This window comes from Crenothrix polyspora, from assembly GCF_900163755.1.
Classification (GTDB): Bacteria; Pseudomonadota; Gammaproteobacteria; order Methylococcales; family Methylomonadaceae; genus Crenothrix; species Crenothrix polyspora.
Genome location: NZ_FUKI01000132.1, coordinates 37,074 through 57,837, shown reverse-complemented (window position 1 = coordinate 57,837; position 20,764 = coordinate 37,074). Strand labels below are relative to the sequence as shown.

16 protein-coding genes are annotated in these 20,764 nt (G+C 41.9%); 12 read left to right on the top strand and 4 right to left on the bottom strand.

All coding sequences use genetic code 11. The features are described 5' to 3' along the window. Positions 1–25: 25 nt before the first annotated feature. The 8 genes from CRENPOLYSF2_RS13020 to CRENPOLYSF2_RS12985 all read left to right on the top strand — a co-directional run bounded on the left by CRENPOLYSF2_RS13020 (position 26) and on the right by CRENPOLYSF2_RS12985 (position 9,348). Positions 26–1,753, top strand: a complete 1,728-nt coding sequence (locus CRENPOLYSF2_RS13020; protein ID WP_087144382.1) for a PQQ-binding-like beta-propeller repeat protein — start codon at positions 26–28, stop codon at positions 1,751–1,753. Between the two features lie 284 nt (positions 1,754–2,037). Next, positions 2,038–2,424, top strand: coding sequence for a Rho termination factor N-terminal domain-containing protein (locus tag CRENPOLYSF2_RS13015; RefSeq protein WP_087144381.1), 387 nt, complete (start codon positions 2,038–2,040; stop codon positions 2,422–2,424). Positions 2,425–2,619: 195 nt separating this feature from the next. Beyond that, entirely contained in the window at positions 2,620–2,928 is a 309-nt protein-coding gene (locus CRENPOLYSF2_RS13010; protein ID WP_087144399.1) for an isoamylase early set domain-containing protein, read from the top strand. A gap of 47 nt (positions 2,929–2,975) precedes the next feature. Further along, the gene (locus tag CRENPOLYSF2_RS13005; RefSeq protein ID WP_087144380.1) at positions 2,976–3,935 is read left to right on the top strand and encodes an acetylxylan esterase; all 960 of its coding nucleotides are present in this window, start codon (positions 2,976–2,978) and stop codon (positions 3,933–3,935) included. 12 nt (positions 3,936–3,947) lie between these two features. Continuing rightward, complete coding sequence (locus CRENPOLYSF2_RS13000; RefSeq protein ID WP_087144379.1) at positions 3,948–4,676, top strand: esterase family protein; 729 nt, start codon at positions 3,948–3,950, stop codon at positions 4,674–4,676. A gap of 622 nt (positions 4,677–5,298) precedes the next feature. Continuing rightward, positions 5,299–6,849: a lipopolysaccharide biosynthesis protein gene (locus CRENPOLYSF2_RS12995; RefSeq protein ID WP_087144378.1), complete on the top strand. Its 1,551-nt coding sequence runs from the start codon at positions 5,299–5,301 to the stop codon at positions 6,847–6,849. A 25-nt stretch (positions 6,850–6,874) separates the two neighbouring features. Next, on the top strand, positions 6,875–8,302 hold the full coding sequence (locus CRENPOLYSF2_RS12990) for an O-antigen ligase family protein (protein ID WP_087144377.1): 1,428 nt from the start codon (positions 6,875–6,877) through the stop codon (positions 8,300–8,302). Positions 8,303–8,403: 101 nt separating this feature from the next. Next, positions 8,404–9,348 (top strand): glycosyltransferase family 2 protein, encoded by a 945-nt coding sequence (locus tag CRENPOLYSF2_RS12985; RefSeq protein WP_087144376.1) that lies wholly within the window; start codon positions 8,404–8,406, stop codon positions 9,346–9,348. 65 nt (positions 9,349–9,413) lie between these two features. Here CRENPOLYSF2_RS12985 and CRENPOLYSF2_RS12980 read toward each other — a convergent pair whose 3' ends face one another. The 4 genes from CRENPOLYSF2_RS12980 to CRENPOLYSF2_RS12965 form a co-directional block, all read right to left on the bottom strand. After that, positions 9,414–10,532, bottom strand: coding sequence for a glycosyltransferase family 4 protein (locus CRENPOLYSF2_RS12980; protein ID WP_217884114.1), 1,119 nt, complete (start codon positions 10,530–10,532; stop codon positions 9,414–9,416). Positions 10,533–10,791: 259 nt separating this feature from the next. Next, positions 10,792–11,907 carry a glycosyltransferase family 4 protein gene (locus CRENPOLYSF2_RS12975; protein ID WP_087144375.1) on the bottom strand — a complete coding sequence of 372 codons (1,116 nt, stop codon included), beginning with the start codon at positions 11,905–11,907 and terminating at the stop codon, positions 10,792–10,794. Further along, on the bottom strand, positions 11,904–13,094 hold the full coding sequence (locus CRENPOLYSF2_RS12970) for a glycosyltransferase family 4 protein (protein ID WP_087144374.1): 1,191 nt from the start codon (positions 13,092–13,094) through the stop codon (positions 11,904–11,906). The genes CRENPOLYSF2_RS12975 and CRENPOLYSF2_RS12970 overlap by 4 nt, the downstream gene beginning before the upstream one ends. A 463-nt stretch (positions 13,095–13,557) precedes the next feature. Next, positions 13,558–14,676 carry a glycosyltransferase family 4 protein gene (locus CRENPOLYSF2_RS12965; protein ID WP_087144373.1) on the bottom strand — a complete coding sequence of 373 codons (1,119 nt, stop codon included), beginning with the start codon at positions 14,674–14,676 and terminating at the stop codon, positions 13,558–13,560. 1,364 nt (positions 14,677–16,040) lie between these two features. Between CRENPOLYSF2_RS12965 and CRENPOLYSF2_RS12960 the strand changes: the two genes are divergently transcribed. The 4 genes from CRENPOLYSF2_RS12960 to epsG are packed head-to-tail and all read left to right on the top strand — an operon-like array spanning position 16,041 to position 20,557. Further along, a complete protein-coding gene (locus CRENPOLYSF2_RS12960; RefSeq protein WP_087144372.1) occupies positions 16,041–17,432 on the top strand; it encodes an undecaprenyl-phosphate glucose phosphotransferase in 1,392 nt (463 codons plus the stop codon). Positions 17,433–17,462: 30 nt separating this feature from the next. Continuing rightward, a complete protein-coding gene (gene epsE / locus CRENPOLYSF2_RS12955) occupies positions 17,463–18,287 on the top strand; it encodes a polysaccharide export protein EpsE (protein WP_087144371.1) in 825 nt (274 codons plus the stop codon). Positions 18,288–18,305: 18 nt separating this feature from the next. Then, on the top strand, positions 18,306–19,733 hold the full coding sequence (gene epsF / locus CRENPOLYSF2_RS12950) for a chain length determinant protein EpsF (RefSeq protein WP_087144370.1): 1,428 nt from the start codon (positions 18,306–18,308) through the stop codon (positions 19,731–19,733). Beyond that, positions 19,730–20,557 (top strand): chain length determinant protein tyrosine kinase EpsG, encoded by an 828-nt coding sequence (gene epsG / locus CRENPOLYSF2_RS12945; RefSeq protein ID WP_217884113.1) that lies wholly within the window; start codon positions 19,730–19,732, stop codon positions 20,555–20,557. The genes epsF and epsG overlap by 4 nt, the downstream gene beginning before the upstream one ends. Positions 20,558–20,764: the final 207 nt, after the last annotated feature.

The following is a 20,764-nucleotide window of genomic DNA, read 5'->3' as shown; positions in this document are numbered from 1 at the left end:
TAATTGACCGTTGAAGCTGATACTTATGAACATTGCGATTAAGAACTTTATTGTCGCTGTTGCTATATTATCTGCGCTATCAGCAAGCTATGTGGCCATCAGTGGATTTAGCGAGTCTGCGCTCAGGCATTACAAAGTAACCCGAATTTTTCCAGAAGACAGCACTGCTTCTGTCACTTTTGATGAGAGTATTATCGCGTCACCCTTACTCGATATTTCCCAAAATTTGCCTTTCATTATTGTGCCCGTATCCAATGGTATTGTTGCCGCCTTGGACAGTGAGACGGGCGCTTTGGTCTGGCAAGTTAATATGCCTGCCCTCAAAGGCCAGCAAGCACAGATTGTATCTACCCCCGTTATTATTGGTAGTAAATTGGTTATTCTTTATCAATGCCTGGAGAAAAATATACGGGTTAGCCATCGTCTGGCTGTTATTGATTTAGACCAAAGACAATTGGACAAAAGCTTTCCTGTGTTGGATGTTTCTGCTGAAAAGCCCAGTGCGGACGGCTTAAGCAGCATTAAATTTAATCCACCGACCGCGTTTTCACATTCGGCGCTTAAGCATGTCATCAGGCCGGATGCCAAATGGGGCAGTTTGTATCTTGCTTTTGGGAATGCCGGTGATACCCAGCCTTATCACGGTTGGCTGTTTGAGGTTGATATGGATAGCTGGCAGCAACAAGGCACAGCCCATGCGATCCGCAATGTGTTGTTAACCACACCCGAAGCGAAATGTCCGGTCACAATGGCATACGGTAATCAGGAAATGATTTGCGGTGGTGGTATTTGGACACCGGCAGGGCCGCAGGTTTACCCCACTGCCGATAGTTTTGAATTGATCGTGCCTACTGGCAATGGCCAAATTGATCTGGCACGGGGTGACTATGCCAATACCTTGATGCGTGTGCAGCCTAACCTGCAATTTGACCCTGGTTGTGATGCACAATTGTGTCAAAACTTTTATCCAAAAAATCCCAGTACTGCGTGCATAGCGTCTTGTAAAAATCTGTTTATTCCACGTTTGTCAGAATGGAATATGCCGTTAAAACCAGCAACAGGTGAGTGCGACCGTAAAACTTTTTGGGAATGCTTGGCCTGGATGGATTATGACTTGGGTGCCAGTGCGCCGGTTAAAGCTACTCTGAAAAGTGGGCATTCGGTGCTGGTACAGCCCGGTAAAGAAGGCGCGGTGTATTTGATCGATGCGGGGCATTTGGGCACGCAATACGATCGCCTGGAAATTGTCGATGTGTGCGGCACGCCAACTGATGTGTGTAAAGCCAGCTGGATGGGCATGATTGTCACTCAGCCGGTACTGTCTACCGCTGGTATAGACCCTGTTGTCGTTATTCCTACGTTTGTGCCAGACACCACACATCCGGCTGGTCTGGTGGCGTTAAGCATTGTTGAGGAAAACGGGAAACCTAAGTTTAAGCGTTTATGGCAATTTCCGAATCCAGCCAGTGAAAAGGCCGTGCAGTCATTTAGAAGTCATCCCTCCTTGCCGGTTATTTCAACAATAGATAATAAAGGCGATGAGATTGTTTGGGTGGTTGATATTGGTACATCTGGCACTTTGTACGGTATACGGGTAAAAGACGGTGCGTTGCTGGTTGAGCAATCTTTATTAGGCGCGGGTCGCCCCTTGTCTGCGCCGATAGTTTACGGTAATACGGTTTATCTGGCTTCGATTATGCCCAATACGGGTAAAGCTATGATAGAAGCTTATCGTATTGAAGTACCAGAGTAATTGTCATCAAAATGTCACGTACTTGTCATCATATTTTCATCTTTTTGTTCCATGATAGAGCTGCCGGTTAAATTTACTAAAGAGCAGCCATTATGAATAAGTTAAAACTAATAATAAACCAAAACGCATCTGACTATACATTATCACTGGTTGCATTTTGCCTGCCGATGACATTGTTTTGTTTACTGGTGTCATGGGGTATAGAGGCTATCGCCAGGGAAATGTTTCGCCTATCTTAAACCATGATGTTATTTATTAGCCAACCTTTACGATTGAGATAAATTATGGAAAATAGGGCTTATTACCCCTCATTTGCTGAGGGTGAACATTACGATGTCGTGGGAAGTTTCTTTGGCAATCATTCGCCAGATGATGTGATGGCGGTGGAAAATAGCCATGTCCAGAAACAAATTTCAGCTTATTTACTGGCGTCAGATGAAGATGATTCTACTATGACACTTAGAAGCTTACAGAAATTGGCCAAGTCGTCGGGTGTAAAAAATCCTGAAAATATGACGCTTAAAATTGAATTAATTTGGGCTATACAAATGGCCACTTATCATCAACCCTGCTTTGGTTCAGAACTGCGTAATGCTTGCAACAAGCACGATTGTAATTGGCGTTATGAATGCAAAAAACCGGTTGTGCGGCATCATACCAGTTATGTTTAGTCTTATAATCTATGCTGCCCATCGCCTAGAGTTGTGAAGCATTAGTCGTTTACAAATGATATTACTGGTGTTTTTTTCGATGCTATAGCCAGCTAACGCATTATAGCCAATTAGCCGATTAACTCATATACTCATACAGTTGTAACATTCATATGCCATACTGGTATGTCAAAACAACTTATCAAAAATGAAACTATGAGCATCAAAAAACTATATCTGAAAAATAGCCCCTGTTGCAAAGTGACCTTTCGTGTCAGTAAAACAGCGGCTAATAATGCCAAAAGCATTCATCTGGTGGGTGATTTTAACGATTGGAATCTGCAAGCCACCGAAATGAATGCCTTGAAAAGTGGTGAGTTTACCGCCTTGGTAGAACTGGATACCGGCAAGGCAGAATACCAGTTTCGTTACTTGTACGACGGCAAACACTGGATAAACGACGATGAAGCCGACGGTTACGCCACTAATGGTATTGATGGGGAGAACTTCATCGTACGGGTGTGAAGAAAATAGCGTATAAGCGTAGGTTTAGCACACAAGTCTATCGTTTTATGTCCACTGCTTTCCCCCATGCTTTTTCGTTTGACCCAAGCTACGGCTATTCCTTGCAAGATCTACTGGCCATTACAGCGCCATCGCCTCCCGATGATTTTGCTGATTTCTGGCAGGCGCGTTATGCCCGCGCTATGCAGATTCATCCGCGTCCACGTATTAAACATGTCGGCAAAGACCACGGCAATTATGAAGTGTTTGATCTGCGCTATTATTCCACCGATAGCGTTATTATTCGCGGCTGGGTATGGGTACCGAAACATAAGCCAGTGACACGCGGCATAATCGTGGGTCATGGCTATGCAGGGTGTGATCAACCTGAGTTTCGTCTACAACCCGAAGGCACGGTGTTATTTTTCCCCAGTTTTCGGGGCTTATCACGTAGCCAACAAGCCTTAGTTTCTGCTGATCCTGCTTTCCATGTCTTACATGATATTGATAAACCCGACCGCTATATTTTGGGCGGTTGTGTTGAAGACTTATGGCTGGCGGTATCGGCTATGCTATTATTATTTCCTGCCACACAAGGCCATATTGGCTTTGCAGGGATTAGTTTTGGCGGTGGCATAGGGGCATTGGCGTTACCGTGGGAATCACGCATCCAGCGGGCACATTTAAATGTCCCCTCTTTTGGTAACCATCCTTTACGCTTGACATTGCCGACTATCGGTAGCGGTGCAGCGGTTCAAGGTTATCAGCGGCAACACGGTACTGTGCTTGCAACATTACAGTATTATGATGCTGCCAGCGCGGCACGCTTTATTCACCAAATCGTACATGTTGCGGCGGCGCTGTTTGATCCAGCTGTTGCCCCTCCTGGGCAGTTTGCTATTTACAATGCTCTGCCTGAATCGAAATCCCTGTTTGTATTAGAAGCAGGCCATTTCGCTTACCCGAAGCAGGCTGAACAAGAGCGGGTGTTACTACAGGCATTGGGGGATTTTTTTTCACAATTATAAGCAGGTTAAGTAATGCAGCGGGAATATCATCAATGGCACAGCCCACGAATGGGGCGTAAAATGGAGTTGTTGGTATTTGGCCATGCCGGTGCGAAAGTTTTGGTTTTCCCCACCCGCGATGGGCGTTTTTACGAATATGAAAGCCTGAGGATGGTGCAGAAGCTCGCGCACAAAATTGCAGCCGGGCATCTGCAACTATTTTGTGTCGACAGTGTTGATCATGAGTCACTGTACTGCTTCTGGAAGCAGCCATCCGAACGTATACACTACCATGTCCAATTTGAGAATTATATCGTGCATGAAGTCTTACCTTTTATGCAGGATAAAAACGCCCACCCTTGTACGATTGCCCACGGCTGTAGCCTTGGCGCATATCACGCTACCAATATTGCCTTTCGTCACCCGCATCTATTCCAAAAACTCAGTGCATTTTCTGGGCGCTATGACTTGACCCTGTCGGTGGAGCATTTCACCGATTTGTTCAGTGGCTATTATGACGATAATATTTATTTTCATACCCCTAACCATTTTATGGCCAATTTACAAGATACAGAGCATTTGCAGCATTTACAGAATATGGATATTATGCTGGTGATCGGGAAAGATGACCCATTTTGGGGTAACAATCAGCATTTGAGTAATATTTTGCACAGTAAGGGCATTAAGCACCAATTCCATGAATGGGCTGGGCGTGCGCACTGTGGTTATGACTGGCGTCGAATGGTGTCGCTTTATTTATAGCCGAGTTTGTACATTGTTTCGTTAACCAGACAAGATAGGCTTGGTGAGTAATAAAGCAACCTGATGCGTTTTAAATCGAAAATTACGCATTTAGGCTAGAGCGGTGCATGGTTTTGATCTAATATTGTCATGAGCAACTGATGATTTATGTTGGTGTTTGTTGCAGCCATTATGTTTTTTAGATTATCAGCACGCATTAGTGCTTTGGAAGGCGAGGGCGCAATGCAATAAGTGTTCTATTTTAATTACTTTAAATTGTTGGCTACCTACTTAAGGCGAGGCACGGTGTAAGGCTTAACCGTTCGGCCTGAGCCTGTCGAAGAGTGGACGGTTAAGCCAATCATGGTTCGATAAGTTCACCACGAACGGCTTAACCTGAAACTATCCCGCTTTAAGTAGGTAGCCAAATTGTTCACGTATTTTTTAAAGGGCTACCCACACAGCTGGGACAAGGTTTGTAGGCTGGGGTGAGATAACGAACCCCAACGGTACGGTGCATCTTATGTTGGGGTTCCTATCGTCACCCCAACCTACGCCAATAACAGTACACTTTGTGCCGCCTAAGTGGATAGCCTTTTAAGGTGTCAATTAGCGGGTGTTTAGCGAGAAAGGTAAGGAATGTATGACAGGGAAAGACAATATTAATAAACAAAGTGTCAGTGCGGTTAAGTGGAGTGCGCTAGGAAGTATCGCTCAATACGGCTTGTCATTAGGTGCGCAAATTGTGTTAGCGCGACTTTTAGGGCCAGAAAATTACGGGTTGTTTGCGATGGGGCTTATCGTTTTAACGTTCAGTAATTTTTTATCTAATTTTGGTTTTGCTTGGGGCTTAATTCAAATCCAAAATTTAACGACAGAAGACATTCGTTTTGCATTTACCTGGCAGTTAATTTCAGGTGGCGTGGTTGCTGCGGCACTGTACGTGTTTGCGCCAGAAGTAGCCGATTATTTTAAAGAGCCGCGTGTTGAACCCATTGTTAGATGGCTAAGTGTCGCTTGTGTCATCAGTGCTATTACTGCACCGGCTAGCAATTTACTGCGCCGCAATCTGGATTTTCGTTGGATTAATATTATTCAAATTATTAGCTACGCTATCGCCTACTTGGCGATTGGTATTCCAATGGCTTACTGTGGTTTTGGTGTGTGGTCTTTGGTTGCCGCCTGGTTGGCGCAAGCTATTATCATGTTGATTATGAGTTTTATTCGCTATCCGCATTCAATTAAATTACTGTTTTGGTATGCCGGTGCTAAATCTATGTCGGGGGTGGGTTTGACGGTGTTTGTCACTAATTTATGTAATTGGGTGCTAGACAATATTGATCGTATTCTTTTAGGACGTTTTTTGGATTCTCATGCCGTGGGGTTGTATAGCGTGGGTTATAACCTAGCCAGTACGCCTAATAAATTATTGATTGGTGCTTTACAGCCCGCATTTTTAACGGCAGGCGCTAAATTTCAGTCAGAACCGGAGCGTTTACGGCGCGTTTTTTTACCGGTTATCGCTTCAGTGTGGGTATTGATTACACCACTTTTTGCACTTTTTGCTATTATTGCACATGACTTAGTTGGTTTTTTGTACGGTGATGCCTGGCAATCCACAGCGGTTGTCTTGGCTATTTTGGCGCTATCAATGCCGGTGTATATTACTTGGGCAATGTCGACACCTATTTTGTGGAATACCAAGGGTAAGCATTTGGAGAGCTTATTGCAGCTACCTATTATTGTATTGGCTGGCTGGGCTTTTTACACGTTTGCTCACCAAGGTGTGGTGGTGGTGGCTTTGGTTGCGGCAGGTATTTTGTGTGTAAGAGCGTTGGTGATTACTACGGCGGCTTGCCAGCGCTTAAAGATTGGTGTACGGCATTTATCGCCCTCTTTTGCACGCGGCTGGGCCATGACGCTGTTAGTGACTTTTGGGAGTTTTGCAGGAGTAGAACTAGGCGAATGGGTTAATACACTGTTTTCAGTTCAGTTAACGGCTATGAGTGGGCAGGGTGCGCGTGAGCTTATTGCACGCGCATCTCAACATATTTTGCCGCTAGCGGGTGGAATTTTACTAGGGTGTGGTGTGTTTGTGGTCGTTTTGCAGCGATTTTCAGGGTTGCTGGGTCATCATGTGCTGGGTATGTTAGCGCGTTTTAGCCCAAGATTTGTGTCAAAAATACAGAGCTGAGTAAAAAGCGCATGAGAGCAAACAAATGATGAGCATTGTCTTGGGGCTGATAGTTTTTTTGGCTGTGATAGCCGCTGTTATTGGTTTTGGTGGGGTTTTACATTGGGGTCGCCAGCGAGAAATAGGCTTGTTGCCGTATATTTTTTATCCTATTATTTTCAGTGTTATGTTAGCGAAAATGACATCGGGGCGCGATTTCAGTCTTATGCCAACATCGGAATCTGGTATAGCCGCGCATGAGTCGACACCTGCGTATGTGTTTGTGATCGCTCGTTGTATTACATTGTTTATTTTAGTGGCGGTAAGCGAACGAATTATTAATCGCGTGTTGCATTATGGCCGAAACCCTAAAGTACCTATGGGGTTATTGCTGTGTTTTATTTTCTTTTTTCTAACCACGGTGGTATTGGCGGCATTTTTAGGCACACACCCCTCTATTTCTCATGAATATATGTATTTGTTTTTGGGTGGCAGTGCGGCACTGTTATTCAGTGAAGCAGAAGGTGATGTTGCTATTCGCAACGTGCGTAATGCTATGTTGGTTTGCTTGGTTGTGAGTGCGTGTTTTTTGATTGTTGCTCCGCAAATGGTTATTCGAACAGGTTATCTTGATGGCGTTGTGCCTGGTTTAACAGTGCGTTACGCGGGGTTAACAAGCCATTCAAACACTATGGGTGGATTAACAGTGGTGTATTTGTTGTGTTTATCAAGTAGGCCTTATAAGGGTTGGCTTAATCGTTTTGCCTGGATTATTGGTCTTATAACATTGGTTATAGCGCAATCAAAAACCAGTTGGATTACTTTTTCATTATCGACACTTTCGTTGTCTTATTTTCGCTACAGCGAAATTTTGAAAAGGTATTTTTTTGATTTTAGACGACCTTTTTTTTTAGTGATGGCATTATCTTTGGTTATGATAATGTTTACCGTATTGATAAGTGTGCTTTTATTTAGTTCATCCGGTAATTTTTTAAATTCTTTCCTTATGTCTCAAGCGGGGGCTGATTTGATGACAATGACCGGCAGAGCCCAGATTTGGGAAGTTGCCGTATTAGAGTGGCAGCGCAATCCTTTATTTGGCTATGGGTTGACCATTTGGAATGATGCACACCGTGCAAAAATAGGTATTTCTGCGGCGGTTACCGCGCACAGTCAATTTTATCAAACATTGAGTAGTTCGGGGATTGTCGGTGTTATTGGGCTTGTTATCTATGTTTTGACATTGCTGTTTTATGCGCTTAAAACAGTGCGTGTTAGCCAAGGTTTAACATTAGCGCTTTTTTTAATGGTGATGTTTCGTTCTATGAGTGAAGTGCCTTTAACTATGGTGGGTTATTACGGGCCCGATGAGCTGACGCATCTTATTATTTTAATGGTTATCGCATCGCATTTTTCTGGTCTACAGACTAATGCCGCCAATTTAAAAACACCGCCTGCTCATGCGTTATTGTAGCGATCTTTTAGTCATATTAAAAAACACCCGCAAGATAGATTTTTTAAATAAATTTATTGGCATTTTATGTGTAGCACTTATATTTTAGAAGGTAGTTGTTTATGTTGTGTTCTGTCATTATTCCGCTGTACAACAAAGCTGCTTTTGTAGAAGACGCGTTACGGTCGGTATTGAATCAAACCTACCAGGATTTTGAAATTATTGTTGTTGATGATGGCTCTACAGATGACGGTGTCGCCCGCGTTCGTGCGATTAACGATGATAGGATAGTGCTAGTACAACAAGCCAATGGTGGTGTGTCTCGTGCTAGAAATCAAGGACTTGCCTTAGCAAAAGGCGATGTGGTGTGTTTTTTAGATGCTGATGATTGGTATCTGCCGCAGTATCTTGATACGGTGATGACATTGGCAAAAAATTATCCTGCTTTAGCTTTTTTTGCTACCAGCTATAAATTGGTTAATGTGGCGGCTGGCGATGAAAAATTTTGGCAGGTTTCAAATAATGCGTCGGTTGAAATTATAGATGATATTTTTTGTCGATGGCGTTTTGATATTTTGTTTAACATTGATTCGGTTGCAGTAAGGCGATCTTTTTTAATGCAGTTTCAGCCTTGTTTTCCAGAAGGCGAGCAAATGGGTGAAGATCAGGATTTGTTTTTTAGATTGGCCGAAAAATCGTCTATTGCGTATTGCCCATCACAGCTTACCGCTTACAGAATGGCGGTGGGTGAAAGTTTGTGTGCCTTGTATCAAGGAGACGTTTTATTCCCTGCACACTTGCGACTTGAGCAGCGAGCGCTTAATCGTCAGCTGCCAGATAGCTTGAGAAAATCTGCATTAAGGTTGGTGACAGAGGCGAGGATCAGTTCTGTGCGGACTAAATTAATGGCAGGATTGCGTTATCAGGGTTTTAAGCAGTTACTGGGTATATGGCGTGGCGTGGTGTCAAGACGTTGGTGGGTTAGTTTGTTAATGTGTGCGTGTGTTTCACCCAGCATGGTTCAGCGCTGGGAATATTGGCGTATACAGCGAGCATGTAAACAATAGGTCTTGCTGCATGGCCACGCGCTGATTAAACGTCGGGCAGTAATCACACGATAGTTTACGTCGCTTTATAGCGCGGTCTTGATATAAAGAGCTTGTGTTTTTTTAGCGATATCATGCCAATTATAACGTTCAGTCACCCATGTTCGAATAGTCTTGCGTTCCGTCTTGTTGAGTGGCTGAGTTGACCACTGCCTGATTTTGTCTGCAAGCCGTTCTATATTACCTAATGGAAAGTAGTGTTTATCGGCTAAGCCCACTTCTAAATTGGCAGGGATGTCGCTTGCTAGCACAGGCAGCCCAAAACTGAGCGCTTCCAGTAACACAATAGGTAAACCTTCATGGGAGGAGGGCAGTACAAATAATCCTGCATGGGTAAACAGTTCCCACAAGGCTGTTCCTTGTTGCACACCTGTCATAATAGCGCCTATTTCAGCGGCTTTTGCTATCACTTCACGTTGATACGTATCGGGGTGATCTGCGCCACCTATCAAAACCAGTTTCCAATCGGGTAGATTGGCTAATTTAAAAGCGGCGATTAAATCCAGATGGCGTTTTTCAGGTACTAATCGACTGACCAGTAACACATAACGACCTGAGGTTAATTTAAATTGCGTGAGTGTATTTATTGAGTTAGGAATCTGTGGCATCACCACGCCGTTAGGAATCAGCGTCGAGGATACACGGTGTTTGCTGAGTACTAAATCGGCAATGACCTGTGAAATAACAATGCGCCCGTTTGCGTAACGCATTCCCCAGCGTTCACCTAAATGCAGTATTCTACGGGCAAAACGCCCCCATTTTTGCCGTTCATAATCTGGGCCATGGTGCGTGACGATGACACGCAAGCCTAATAATCGTGCAAGCGGTGTCATGATTGATGGGCCAATTGCCTGAATGTGCAGAATGTCTGGGCGTTTAATAGCGGCATACAGCACACCTAAAAAAGTATGTACTATCGCTTCCATGCTTTTGGATTTTGGATGCCAGAGTGGAATAAAGTCTACACCGCGCCAGCGCAAATCTGTTTCGACAGCGTGATACAACGAACGTGTGATGACGCTGATCTGGCAGCCTTGTTCTACCAATAAAGGGCATAAGTTCTCCGCATGGGTTTCCACGCCGCCTTGTACATTTGGAAAGCCACGTAGACCTAACATCATGACGTGCAATTGACGGTTTACCATGAACATCTCTCCCGTAATTTGTGTAGCGGATTGTAAAAAAAACCAATACTGGTTAGGCTGTAGAACTTAAGGTAATCAAGAATATTCATTTAGCTAAGTCACTCGGTTTGTTAGGCTACCAACTTAACGCAGAACAAAATGTAGGTTGGTAACTGTTTGTTAAAGTGATCGGCTTTTACCTCACTTTGTCTGTGTATAAAACTGTATAAACTTACCGAGATTAGCTAAATTTGATACAGTATTACCATTGTTGCAGGTGTTATTTTTGAAAAACCTTTAGTACATTTTGTGCCAGTGTGCGCCAACTGTATTCTTTTATCAGTAAAGCACGGCCTTTTTTACCCATGTCGATTGCCTGCTGCGGCTGTGCTAACAGTGTCAATATAGTGTCTGTCATACCGATAAAATCATTGGCGGCGACCAAAGTGCCTGTTTGGCCTTCGATGACCAAATCGCGATAAAACAGAAAATCCCAAACTACGACGGGCAATTGCATGGCCATTGCTTCAAGGCAAGTGCCTGGTAAGCCTTCGTAATAAGAAGTTGAGACATATATACGGCTGCGATTGTAATAGTTTAGCATTTCTGAAAACGGCACTTTGCCGGTCATTACCACATTATGCGGATAAACGATTAAGCTTTGCTTTAACCATGCTTCATCTTCACCATAACCTACAATGCAGATTTGTACCGTGGTGTCTTTGGCAATCAAGTTTTTGCATAGTTCTGCTATTGCGCGGCTGCCTTTACGAAGCTCAATGCGCCCGCAAAACAGTACATCGATATTTTTTTTAACCGTGTCATCGGGTGTAAACAGATTGATATCTGCTCCATTGGGAATGACAGTGACAGGGCCTTTAAAGCCGTAGGCAAGCACTTCTTGCCGACCTTGTTCGGTTAAAGTAATCACTTTATGGCTCAGGCCAAAGATACGCTTTTCCATATAGGATTTAATCGCTAAAGACGCATTGCTCCACTGGCTGTCAAAATGTTTAATAGCATAATAACGCCCCGACATACCAAGGTAAGTGGTGTGTGCGGTGAGCACAATGGGAATATGTTTGGGTAAAAACAAACCCGGAATCAACGGGGGGAAATGCAGGTTAATCCAGTGTATTTTGCCTGCATCATAAAGTTGTAATAGTGTTTTTCGTGCTTGAAAGCCCCAGACAAACAGGCTAAATCGATTTAAATCGCTAGAACCTAATGGGATATGAATAATTTCAACGCCTGGATAATGGCGATCTACCTTATGTTCATTGCCGGTTATAAGATAAATTGGAGGGTGATCGGTCGGCAGATTGGATAAAAATGAATCCAGATAGCGAGCAATGCCGCCGACACCGTAAAACTGCGGGTAAACGATTGCTATCATGTCAGTGATCCAAATAAAGTGTTAAGTTCATTAACCAGCCGTTGCCAGGTGTAGCCGTCAATAATTTTTTGGCGAGCGGCATTTTCCATGCGCTGTAGGGTTTTTGGAGCGTTTAAAGTGTCGCAAATTGCACGCGTCAATGCCGTTGGATTATTGGCTTCTACCAACAGACCGTTTTTGTCATTTTCTAAAATTTCGGGCACGCCGCCAACCGCCGAAGCGATTAAGCAAGTACCTGATGACATGGCTTCCAGTACCACCAAGGGGCATGCGTCTTGGCATGTAGAGGGGAAAACAATGATATCGACAGCAGAATACAAGTATTTGAGTTTTTCATGAGGCAGAAAGCCTGTGAACACAATAGCTTCACTGACTGAGTCTGCCAGCGCCATTAACTTTTGTTCATAGGCGGTTTTTGCACTGGCACTAAAAAAAGATGCCCCTGTAATAATCAAGCGAACGTCAGGTAGGAGGCGATGAATTTCGCGAAAAGCATCAAGTAATACATGTACGCCTTTAATGGGCATCAAGCGTCCTACGTAGAGCAGATAGCGTTTGTTGGGATCAAAGTTTACCAAACCTGCCAGTTGCTGTAAGGCTTCGTTATGATACGGTTTAAAAACATCGGTATCGGTGGCATTAAATACCACATGAAAGCGTTCAGCATATTCTGGAAAGATTGCAATAGCCTGTTGGCGTATGTAATCACTGACGCAGATGATTTGATCTGCTTTAGCAAGACCTCGACGATAAAATGGGCGGAATAAACGCATGGACAAATGTTCGTTGTGCATGTGCAGTACAATTTTTTGACCGACACGTTTGTTAAGTAATAGCAGAATATTGGGTTCATTATGTAGATACACCAGGTCAAATTCTGCTACTGCGCGTGCCACGCGTTGGCCATAGGAATAAACATTCTGGATTTTAGCAATGTAACGCAGTGGGTTTTTCCAGGTGACACGCTCTTTAAGCCGATGAAAAAATAACTCCATTGGTGTCCAGGGGATACCAATATATTCAATATGGGTATTGCCCGCTACGTTGGCAGGACGTGAAACAATTGCTAAGCGTTGATAGGATGTTAACAATCGTCGACTGGCCTCATCGACCCAGTGTTCAACAGCGCCGCCCTGTACCGGTGGAACCGGTTGTAATTCAGGAACAACGATTACAATAGAATCCATTGATACTTCTCCCTTTAATTTTAAAATAGATCGTCAATAATGCGCTGGGGTATTCCCACTGTTTAAGGTTGAGACCCCGCCTGTAGGTTTTTGTTAAAATGTGAGTCAGTATTCACTTCCCCTTGAAAAAGGGGGATTGGGGGAGTTTATTTAAAAAATCTCCCCTAACCCTTCTTTTTCAAAGAGGGGGACTGAATGATTACAAATATGATTAAGCCATTTATGGTAATAAAATTTATCATCAAGTAAAACTTTGACTATAGCAATCCGTATAAATACCTATAGCCATGTTTTTTTGGTATCGGTAGTGGCGACTTTTTGCTAAAACAATGGCTTATGAAGGTCAGTTAGTTAAGGAACGTGCATGAAATAAGTTGAGCAACTTAGGCTCCACTCCCGTTTGTGCTGAGCCTGTCCAAGCATGAGTTTTCTCAAATTATTCATGCGCACGCCTAAGTTTGTTTTATAAGGCGGCTTTTGCTTGGATAGTTGCCGTGTAGGCTAATAATGTTTTATCCGCTATTGTTTCCCAAGAAAGCTCACCGTATTTAAGATGCAGAGCCCCATTAGCCAATGTGTTCCATAAGCTGGCATTGCTAATAATACTTTCAAGTGCTTGTGTTAATTTTTCGGTATCACAGGCGGGTACCAGCAAGCCATTTATGCCTTCTCTGACCAATTCTGGAATTGAGCCTACAGCGGAGGCAACAACCGGACGACCAAAGCCCAGTGCCATTGCTGCGACACCGCTTTGTGTGCCGTCGGTATAAGGCAGCACAGTAATAAGACTGCCGAGAAATAAATCGGGTATGTCTTCGGCAGCGATATATTTATCGATAATTTCAAAACCGCCCGCATCAAGCATGCGTTGCCGATTGGGCTCTAAGTCGGCACCTCGGCCAGCAATAACGCCTATAACAGGATGACCTTTAGCACGCAGCGCAATAATGGCTTCGACAAAAAAACTAAGGCCTTTATAGGCGTTGATGCGTCCAAAAAACAGTAAGCGACAATTGTTGGGGTGTGCAGCGACAGTGCCGTTAAAGCCGACACCAAGTGGTCCGTGAGCAATAGACCATAGCTTGTTTTTGAGTCGTGGGTACATAGCCATTAATTCGGTGGCCATAATATCGCCGTGCGTAATAACGCTATCTGCGCTACGTCTTACAATCATCCGATAAAAAGTAAAGCGAGAAATAACCGCATCTAAGCCGCTGTGGCGTTTAGGATCATGAATAGTGAGTACAGAGGGGATTTTTGCCAAAAAGGCGAGGCTTAGCATCAATTCATCGCGAGGATCTTCTTGATAATGGATGATATCTGGAGAAAATTGCCGGATAGTCTTGATAAATTGTTGGCTGTTTTTAATAACATGCCATGCTGTCTTGGGTCTGGATAAAACGACTATATTTAAGCTGTGTGTGGGTATTTTTTGTAGCCAATCTGCGCCAAGCTCATTGTCAGCATTATCTTGGTATAAAATCAGCATAACCTGTGTTTTTTTAGACAGTGCTACCGCTAAATTTATACTGTATTCAGCAAAATGCAGCGAGACGAGTGCGACGCGAGGTGTGGTTAACATAATAATCCCTATAAAAAATCTGAGCAAGCTAGCGAATGTTGGGTTTGAAAATAACGGTTACATGATCAATCTAAAGTTTAGGATAGTCCAAAATTTTGTTTGTAGTAATTGTCTCTGGGGCAAGTGATAGTTTTTAATCGGTAAGCTGTTATCAAGTGCTATTTTAGTGCGGCGACTGACTCTGTTTGTAAGATAGTTTTACGATTTGATTGGAAAAAAATGCAAAAAATACCGTGCTATTATTCTAACATGTAAGATGAGTTGTAACCAGTTTTAAGCGCTGTTTGTAGATGTGTTTTACAATAGCTAATACGATATGTGGTAAAATAGTGTAAATATTTTTTATTTTGTATAGTTTATATGTGGAGAATTATTTGTAATTAAATACAAGTGCTTATTATTATGGTTTATTGATATTTTGATAAAACTGTATTGAATAATGCTAAGAATATTGTTATGTTGGTTTGAGTTTTTATGAGTGTTGAGTCTTTTTAGAAAACGATAGTCGTGTATTTGGTCTATACTCGGCTAAACGGTGTCGAATTTATTGCGTGGTCTTTTTAAAGATGCAAAATAGTTAACCGTTCAGTTCTCTTCTTTGCAAAAATCGGTTTAGAAATAAATAAAACTAATAATTAATAATCAATAGGTTGGTTTGTAATTGTGCTTTTGTTTTTGACGAAAATTCGATGTTTGTGCAGGCAATAAAAGCCATAAAGTGTAGGTTGAATAAATTTTATCGTATTGATTGTAAAAGTAGCCATAACTGTGTTTTTTAGGTTGCTTTTACGGGTAACGAATGGGTAATAAAAAATAATATTAGCTTGGCGTTAAGTTGGGTTTGTTAGATTAAATCCTCTCCCACCTCGTTTTCTTAAAGAGGGAAGAAGTGTCTAACGCGTTTGCTTTGCGTATTTGAAAAACGCGTAATCATTCAGTTCCCCTCTTTTGAAAAAGGGGGAGGTGAATACTTACAAAAACTTTAGTCAGAATTGACAAATTTTTATTCTTGAATGCAATAGGGTATTTTTTTAAATAAAATACATAAAATAATGCTGGTGTATTTATTTTTAATCAACAGCTTATTGAGTGTGTGTCAATAGTTTTTACGATAAGTGATTAGTGTTGTTTTGTCGCGACAAATAATTACAATTGTCGTTCATAAAAACTTAAATATAGGTACTTATACGGATTGCTAGTTCAGCGTTTTTAATTGACCATAGCATCGTTTCCTCAATTTTATGGCTTGATGGATCGCCCTGAGTGTTATTTGTAACGCAGATTTTGAAGGGGGAACACTGAAAATAGATTTAAGGGCGGTAGCGACAAAATCTGCCCAAATTAGACAAGGATGATAATAATATATGAAGATCAATGAACGACCACTTCTTTTTGTTATAGGGCAAATTCTAAATCCTTTAGTTGCTGTTGAAACACTTATATTGATTGCTCAGTATTACGGATTTCCGTTTGAAGGGCAGTTATTTATATTGGCGTTATTTGCTTTTTTAGTGGTTGCCAAGCTACTGGACAGTGTTGATTTGACTTCAAGTTTAAAGGCTTTTTGGGCGCATACAGTTGGCGCGATATTTTTGCGTTGGTTTGTTGTTGTTGTTGTTATGGCGCTTATTGGTTATTTTTCAAAAATAGTTGGTGAGTCTTCGCGTGAGCTGTTAATTAACTGGTTTATTATTACGCCTTTTATGATTGTATTGGCGCAATTGGCGGCGCGTTATGTACTTGATCGTGTATCCATATCGGGTGAAAATTTAAACAGTGCAGTCATCGTCAGTGTTAACGATCTGAGTTTGCGGCTCGCCGCTCGGTTTGCTGAGCATCCTGTATATGGCGTTAATTGTCTGGGTTTTTTTGATGATCGCGAGTCTAATCGTTTACATGTTGACACGGGAATGCCGGTAGAAAAACTGTTAGGGAAATTATGCAAAGTGGCAGATTTTGTAAAAAAACATCAGGTTAATCAGGTTTATATTGCTGCACCGATGACGGATCAGCCACGCATTATGTTTTTACTGGATGAGTTACGAGATACCACGGTGTCTATTTATTTTGTCCCAGATGTGTTTTTATACGATTTGATACAAGCAAACATCAGTGCTATCCAGGAGATTCCTATTGTTGCTGTGTGTGAAACACCTTTTGCAGGTGTGAATGGTTTTGTTAAGCGAATCAGTGACGTGGTTTTGTCGGTGTTAATTTTGATTTTAATTAGTCCGTTGTTGCTGCTAATTTCGCTAGGGGTTAAACTGGACTCATCTGGGCCGGTGATTTTTAAACAACGGCGGTATGGATTAGACGGTGGCGAAATAGTCGTTTATAAATTTCGCAGCATGACAGTCAGTGAAAATGGGGATTTAGTGACGCAGGCGGTTAGAAATGATTTGAGGATTACCGCATTAGGTGCTTTCTTGAGAAAAACCTCGCTTGATGAATTGCCTCAGTTTGTCAATGTGCTGCAAGGTCGCATGAGTATTGTGGGGCCAAGGCCACATGCCGTTGTTCACAATGAATTATATAGAAAACAAATTAAAGGTTATATGATTCGCCATAAAGTTAAGCCGGGCATCACAGGATGGGCGCAGGTGAATGGGTGTAGAGGTGAAACGGAATTACTTGAAAAAATGGAAGCTAGAATTGATTTTGATCTGGATTACTTAAGAAACTGGTCTTTACCATTTGATTTTTATATTATTTTAAAGACGATCTGCGTCATAATTAAAGATCGAAATGCTTATTAGTTTTATCGATAACTTAGCGGGGAGCAAATAATGAATTTTACGCAAAAATCATTTGCGATGTTTTTGGCCGTGTTTTTTTTGATGGCAATGCAAATCAAAACAGCATCAGCTGATTATGTCATAGGTGCTGATGATGCGTTGCGCATCATGGTGTATGGCTACGAAGATTTAAAAACTGAAACAAGAGTTTCAACAGATGGACGCATTAGCTTTCCATTAATTGGGGAGGTGATTGTTGCAGGTAAAACAACCTTTGAGACTGAGCGTGAATTGGCGCGATTGTTGAAAAGTGGTGGATTTATTATTGATCCACAAGTTACGGTTATGATTACAGAATATAAAAGTCAGCAGGTTTCTGTGTTAGGCCAAGTTCATAGTCCTGGACGATATAATTTGGATTCTGCCAACACTTTAGTGGATGTTATTGCCAGTGCCGGTGGTATAACCGATCTGGGTGACGAAAAAGTTATTGTTGCGCACCGTAGTCCAGCAGGGGATGTAACCAGTAACGTGGGAGCTATTACTCGTCAAGTTGTTAATTTACGCGAAATATTTGAGTCAACAAAGAAAACTGATTTATTACCTGTGCAACAAGGCGATATTATTTATATTCCTAAAGCACCGATGTTTTATATCTATGGTGAAGTACAGCACCCTGGTAGTTATCGTGTCGAGTCTAAACTAACGGTGGCGCAAGCGTTGTCACTGGGTGGTGGTTTAACTAATCGCGGTACTGAGCGTGACATGGTTATTAAGCGCACTACAGAAAAAATGGGAGTACAAACTATAGATGTCAAATTGACCGATTTGGTGCAAAAAGATGATGTTATTGTTATTGACGAGCGTTGGTTTTAATTTTATAAGGATAGTATTATGAATTTTCAGCAAATTCTGATTATCCTCTATTCGCGTAAATATTTAATTATTACGATTTTGTTGTTAACGGTCGGTACAATTACGGCACTGACCTTGCGCATGCCAAAACAATACATTGCGACAGCCTCGTTGGTCGTTGATCAATGGAATGTTGATCCGGTTTCGGGGGCAAGTATTGCGTCTCAAGTTGCCAGTTCATATCTTGGCACGCAAGTAGATATTATTACCAGTCATAATGTGGCAGTTAAAGTGGTTGATATGCTGCGTTTAACAGAAAATACTTTGTTGGCGAAAGGCTTTGATGCTAAACACTATAAAGGTGATATGCGTGATTGGGTTGCTGAGCATCTTATTAAACACTTAGAGGTTTTACCGTCACGAGAAAGCAGTGTTATTAAGCTGAATTTTTCCGCGAAAGACCCGCAGTTGTCGGCGGATGTCAGTAATGCTTTTGCGAAGGCATATATTGATACTAATATTGAGTTACGGGCTCAGCCGGCAAGACAAAATGCAGATTGGTTTGATGAGCAGTTGTCTTTTTTTCGTGAGCGTCTTGAACAAGCGCAGAATAAACTATCAGATTACCAGCAAAAACATGGCATTGTGGTGATGAGTGAAAAAGTTGATCTTGAAAATGATCGCTTGGCAGAAATATCAAAACAATTGGTAGATAGCCAATCACATACTTATGAAATGCTTTCTCGAAAAAATCAGCTATTATTATCTAAGAGAAAACGGCAATTTGAAAGTCCTGCTCAGAAAGGCGATTCGTATGAATCCATTGAAGAAGTACTCAGTAGCACGTTTGTTCAGACTTTGAAGGGTGACTTGGCGCGTGCTGAAGCTAAATTTGCAGAAGTTTCTAAACGTGTGGACAAAAATCACCCGCAATATAAACAGGCATATGCGGAAATGATCAGCTTAAAAGATAAAATTGATCAAGAAATAAATACCGTACTTGAGAGTATTGGTAATAACGCTACGACCGCACAACAACGTGATGAACGATTACTTTCTGCATTAGGTGATCAAAAAGAAAAAGTTTTGCAGTTAAAACAGCAACAAAATGAAATTTCTGTATTAAACAGAGAGGTTGAAAATGCGCAAAAATTTTACGACAATGCCATGCAGCGTTCGGTGCAAACTCGTATGGAAAGTGAAGCCAGTCAATCAAATATTGCTATTTTAAATCCAGCGCTTATGCCACAAAATTCTGCAAAACCTAATGTTACGCTGAATATTTTATTGTCAGTATTTTTAGGTACATTATTGGGTATTGGTATGGCTTTTATTGCAGAATTATTGGATAGACGATTAAGGTCGCCGATTGATATGGCGGAACAATTAGGCGTACCAGTATTGGGTGTATTATCTGCGCAGAAAAAACGTAAATCGCTTTTTGCAAGTAAGAGATCGGTATTGTGAAGTCATTAACAATCGGTGGATTATTGCTGGATTCGGGTAAAATTACCCTGGCGGGTGCAGAAAGAATACTGCGTTTGCAAAAAGAAAAAGGCATGTTATTTGGTGAAGCGGCCAAAGCACTCGGATTAATCACTGAAAAAGACATTCAGCAAGTACTTGCACAGCAATTTGATTTTCCTTTTTTGGTTAATAGTAAAGGCGGCTTAAGTTTTGAGTTAATTGCAGCGTATAAACCGTTTTCCACCCAGGTTGAAACCTTGCGTGCGATTCGTAGTCAGTTGATGTTACGTTGGTTTACAGATAATCGTAAGGCCTTGGCAATAGTCAGCCCTATTAATAACGAAGGACGTAGTTTTTTTGCTGCTAATTTGGCTATTGTATTTTCGCAATTAGGGGAGCGTACTTTATTGATTGACGCTGATTTACGTCAACCTCGACAGCATACATTATTTAATATTGATGGCAAATTAGGCTTGTCTAATTTTCTAGCGGAACGTGTCGATAACTCGGTTATTACTCAAATTCCAGGCTTTAGAGATTTATCTGTACTGGCGGCAGGTACGATTCCACCGAATCCGTTAGAGCTGATTGGTCGGCGTTTAGCGCCGTGTTTAGAGCAATTAGCAACCGAATATGATGTGATTCTTTTGGACACGCCAGCAGGTTCGCAAGGATCAGATGCTCAGTTATTAGCTGCCAAAGCCGGTGGGGCGGTGTTATTAGCACGGCAACATAAAACACGGTTATTAAAATTGGAAGCCATGAAGAATTTACTTGAAAATTCGGGCACTATTTTGGTTGGATCAATAATAAATGATTTTTAACCATGCTTATTTCACAATGTGTTTACAAAGACCTGTGGAATAATAAAGAAGCAATAATTTTGGTAGTAAATGAAGTAATTCTGCCATGGAACTCTAAAAATACGAGAATAATTCAGTGATTAGTTGCCTTAAAACCTTCAATAACTGTGGTAAAACATTAAAGAGTCATTATAAATCAGATGATCGATTTCGGTATCTGTATCGTTC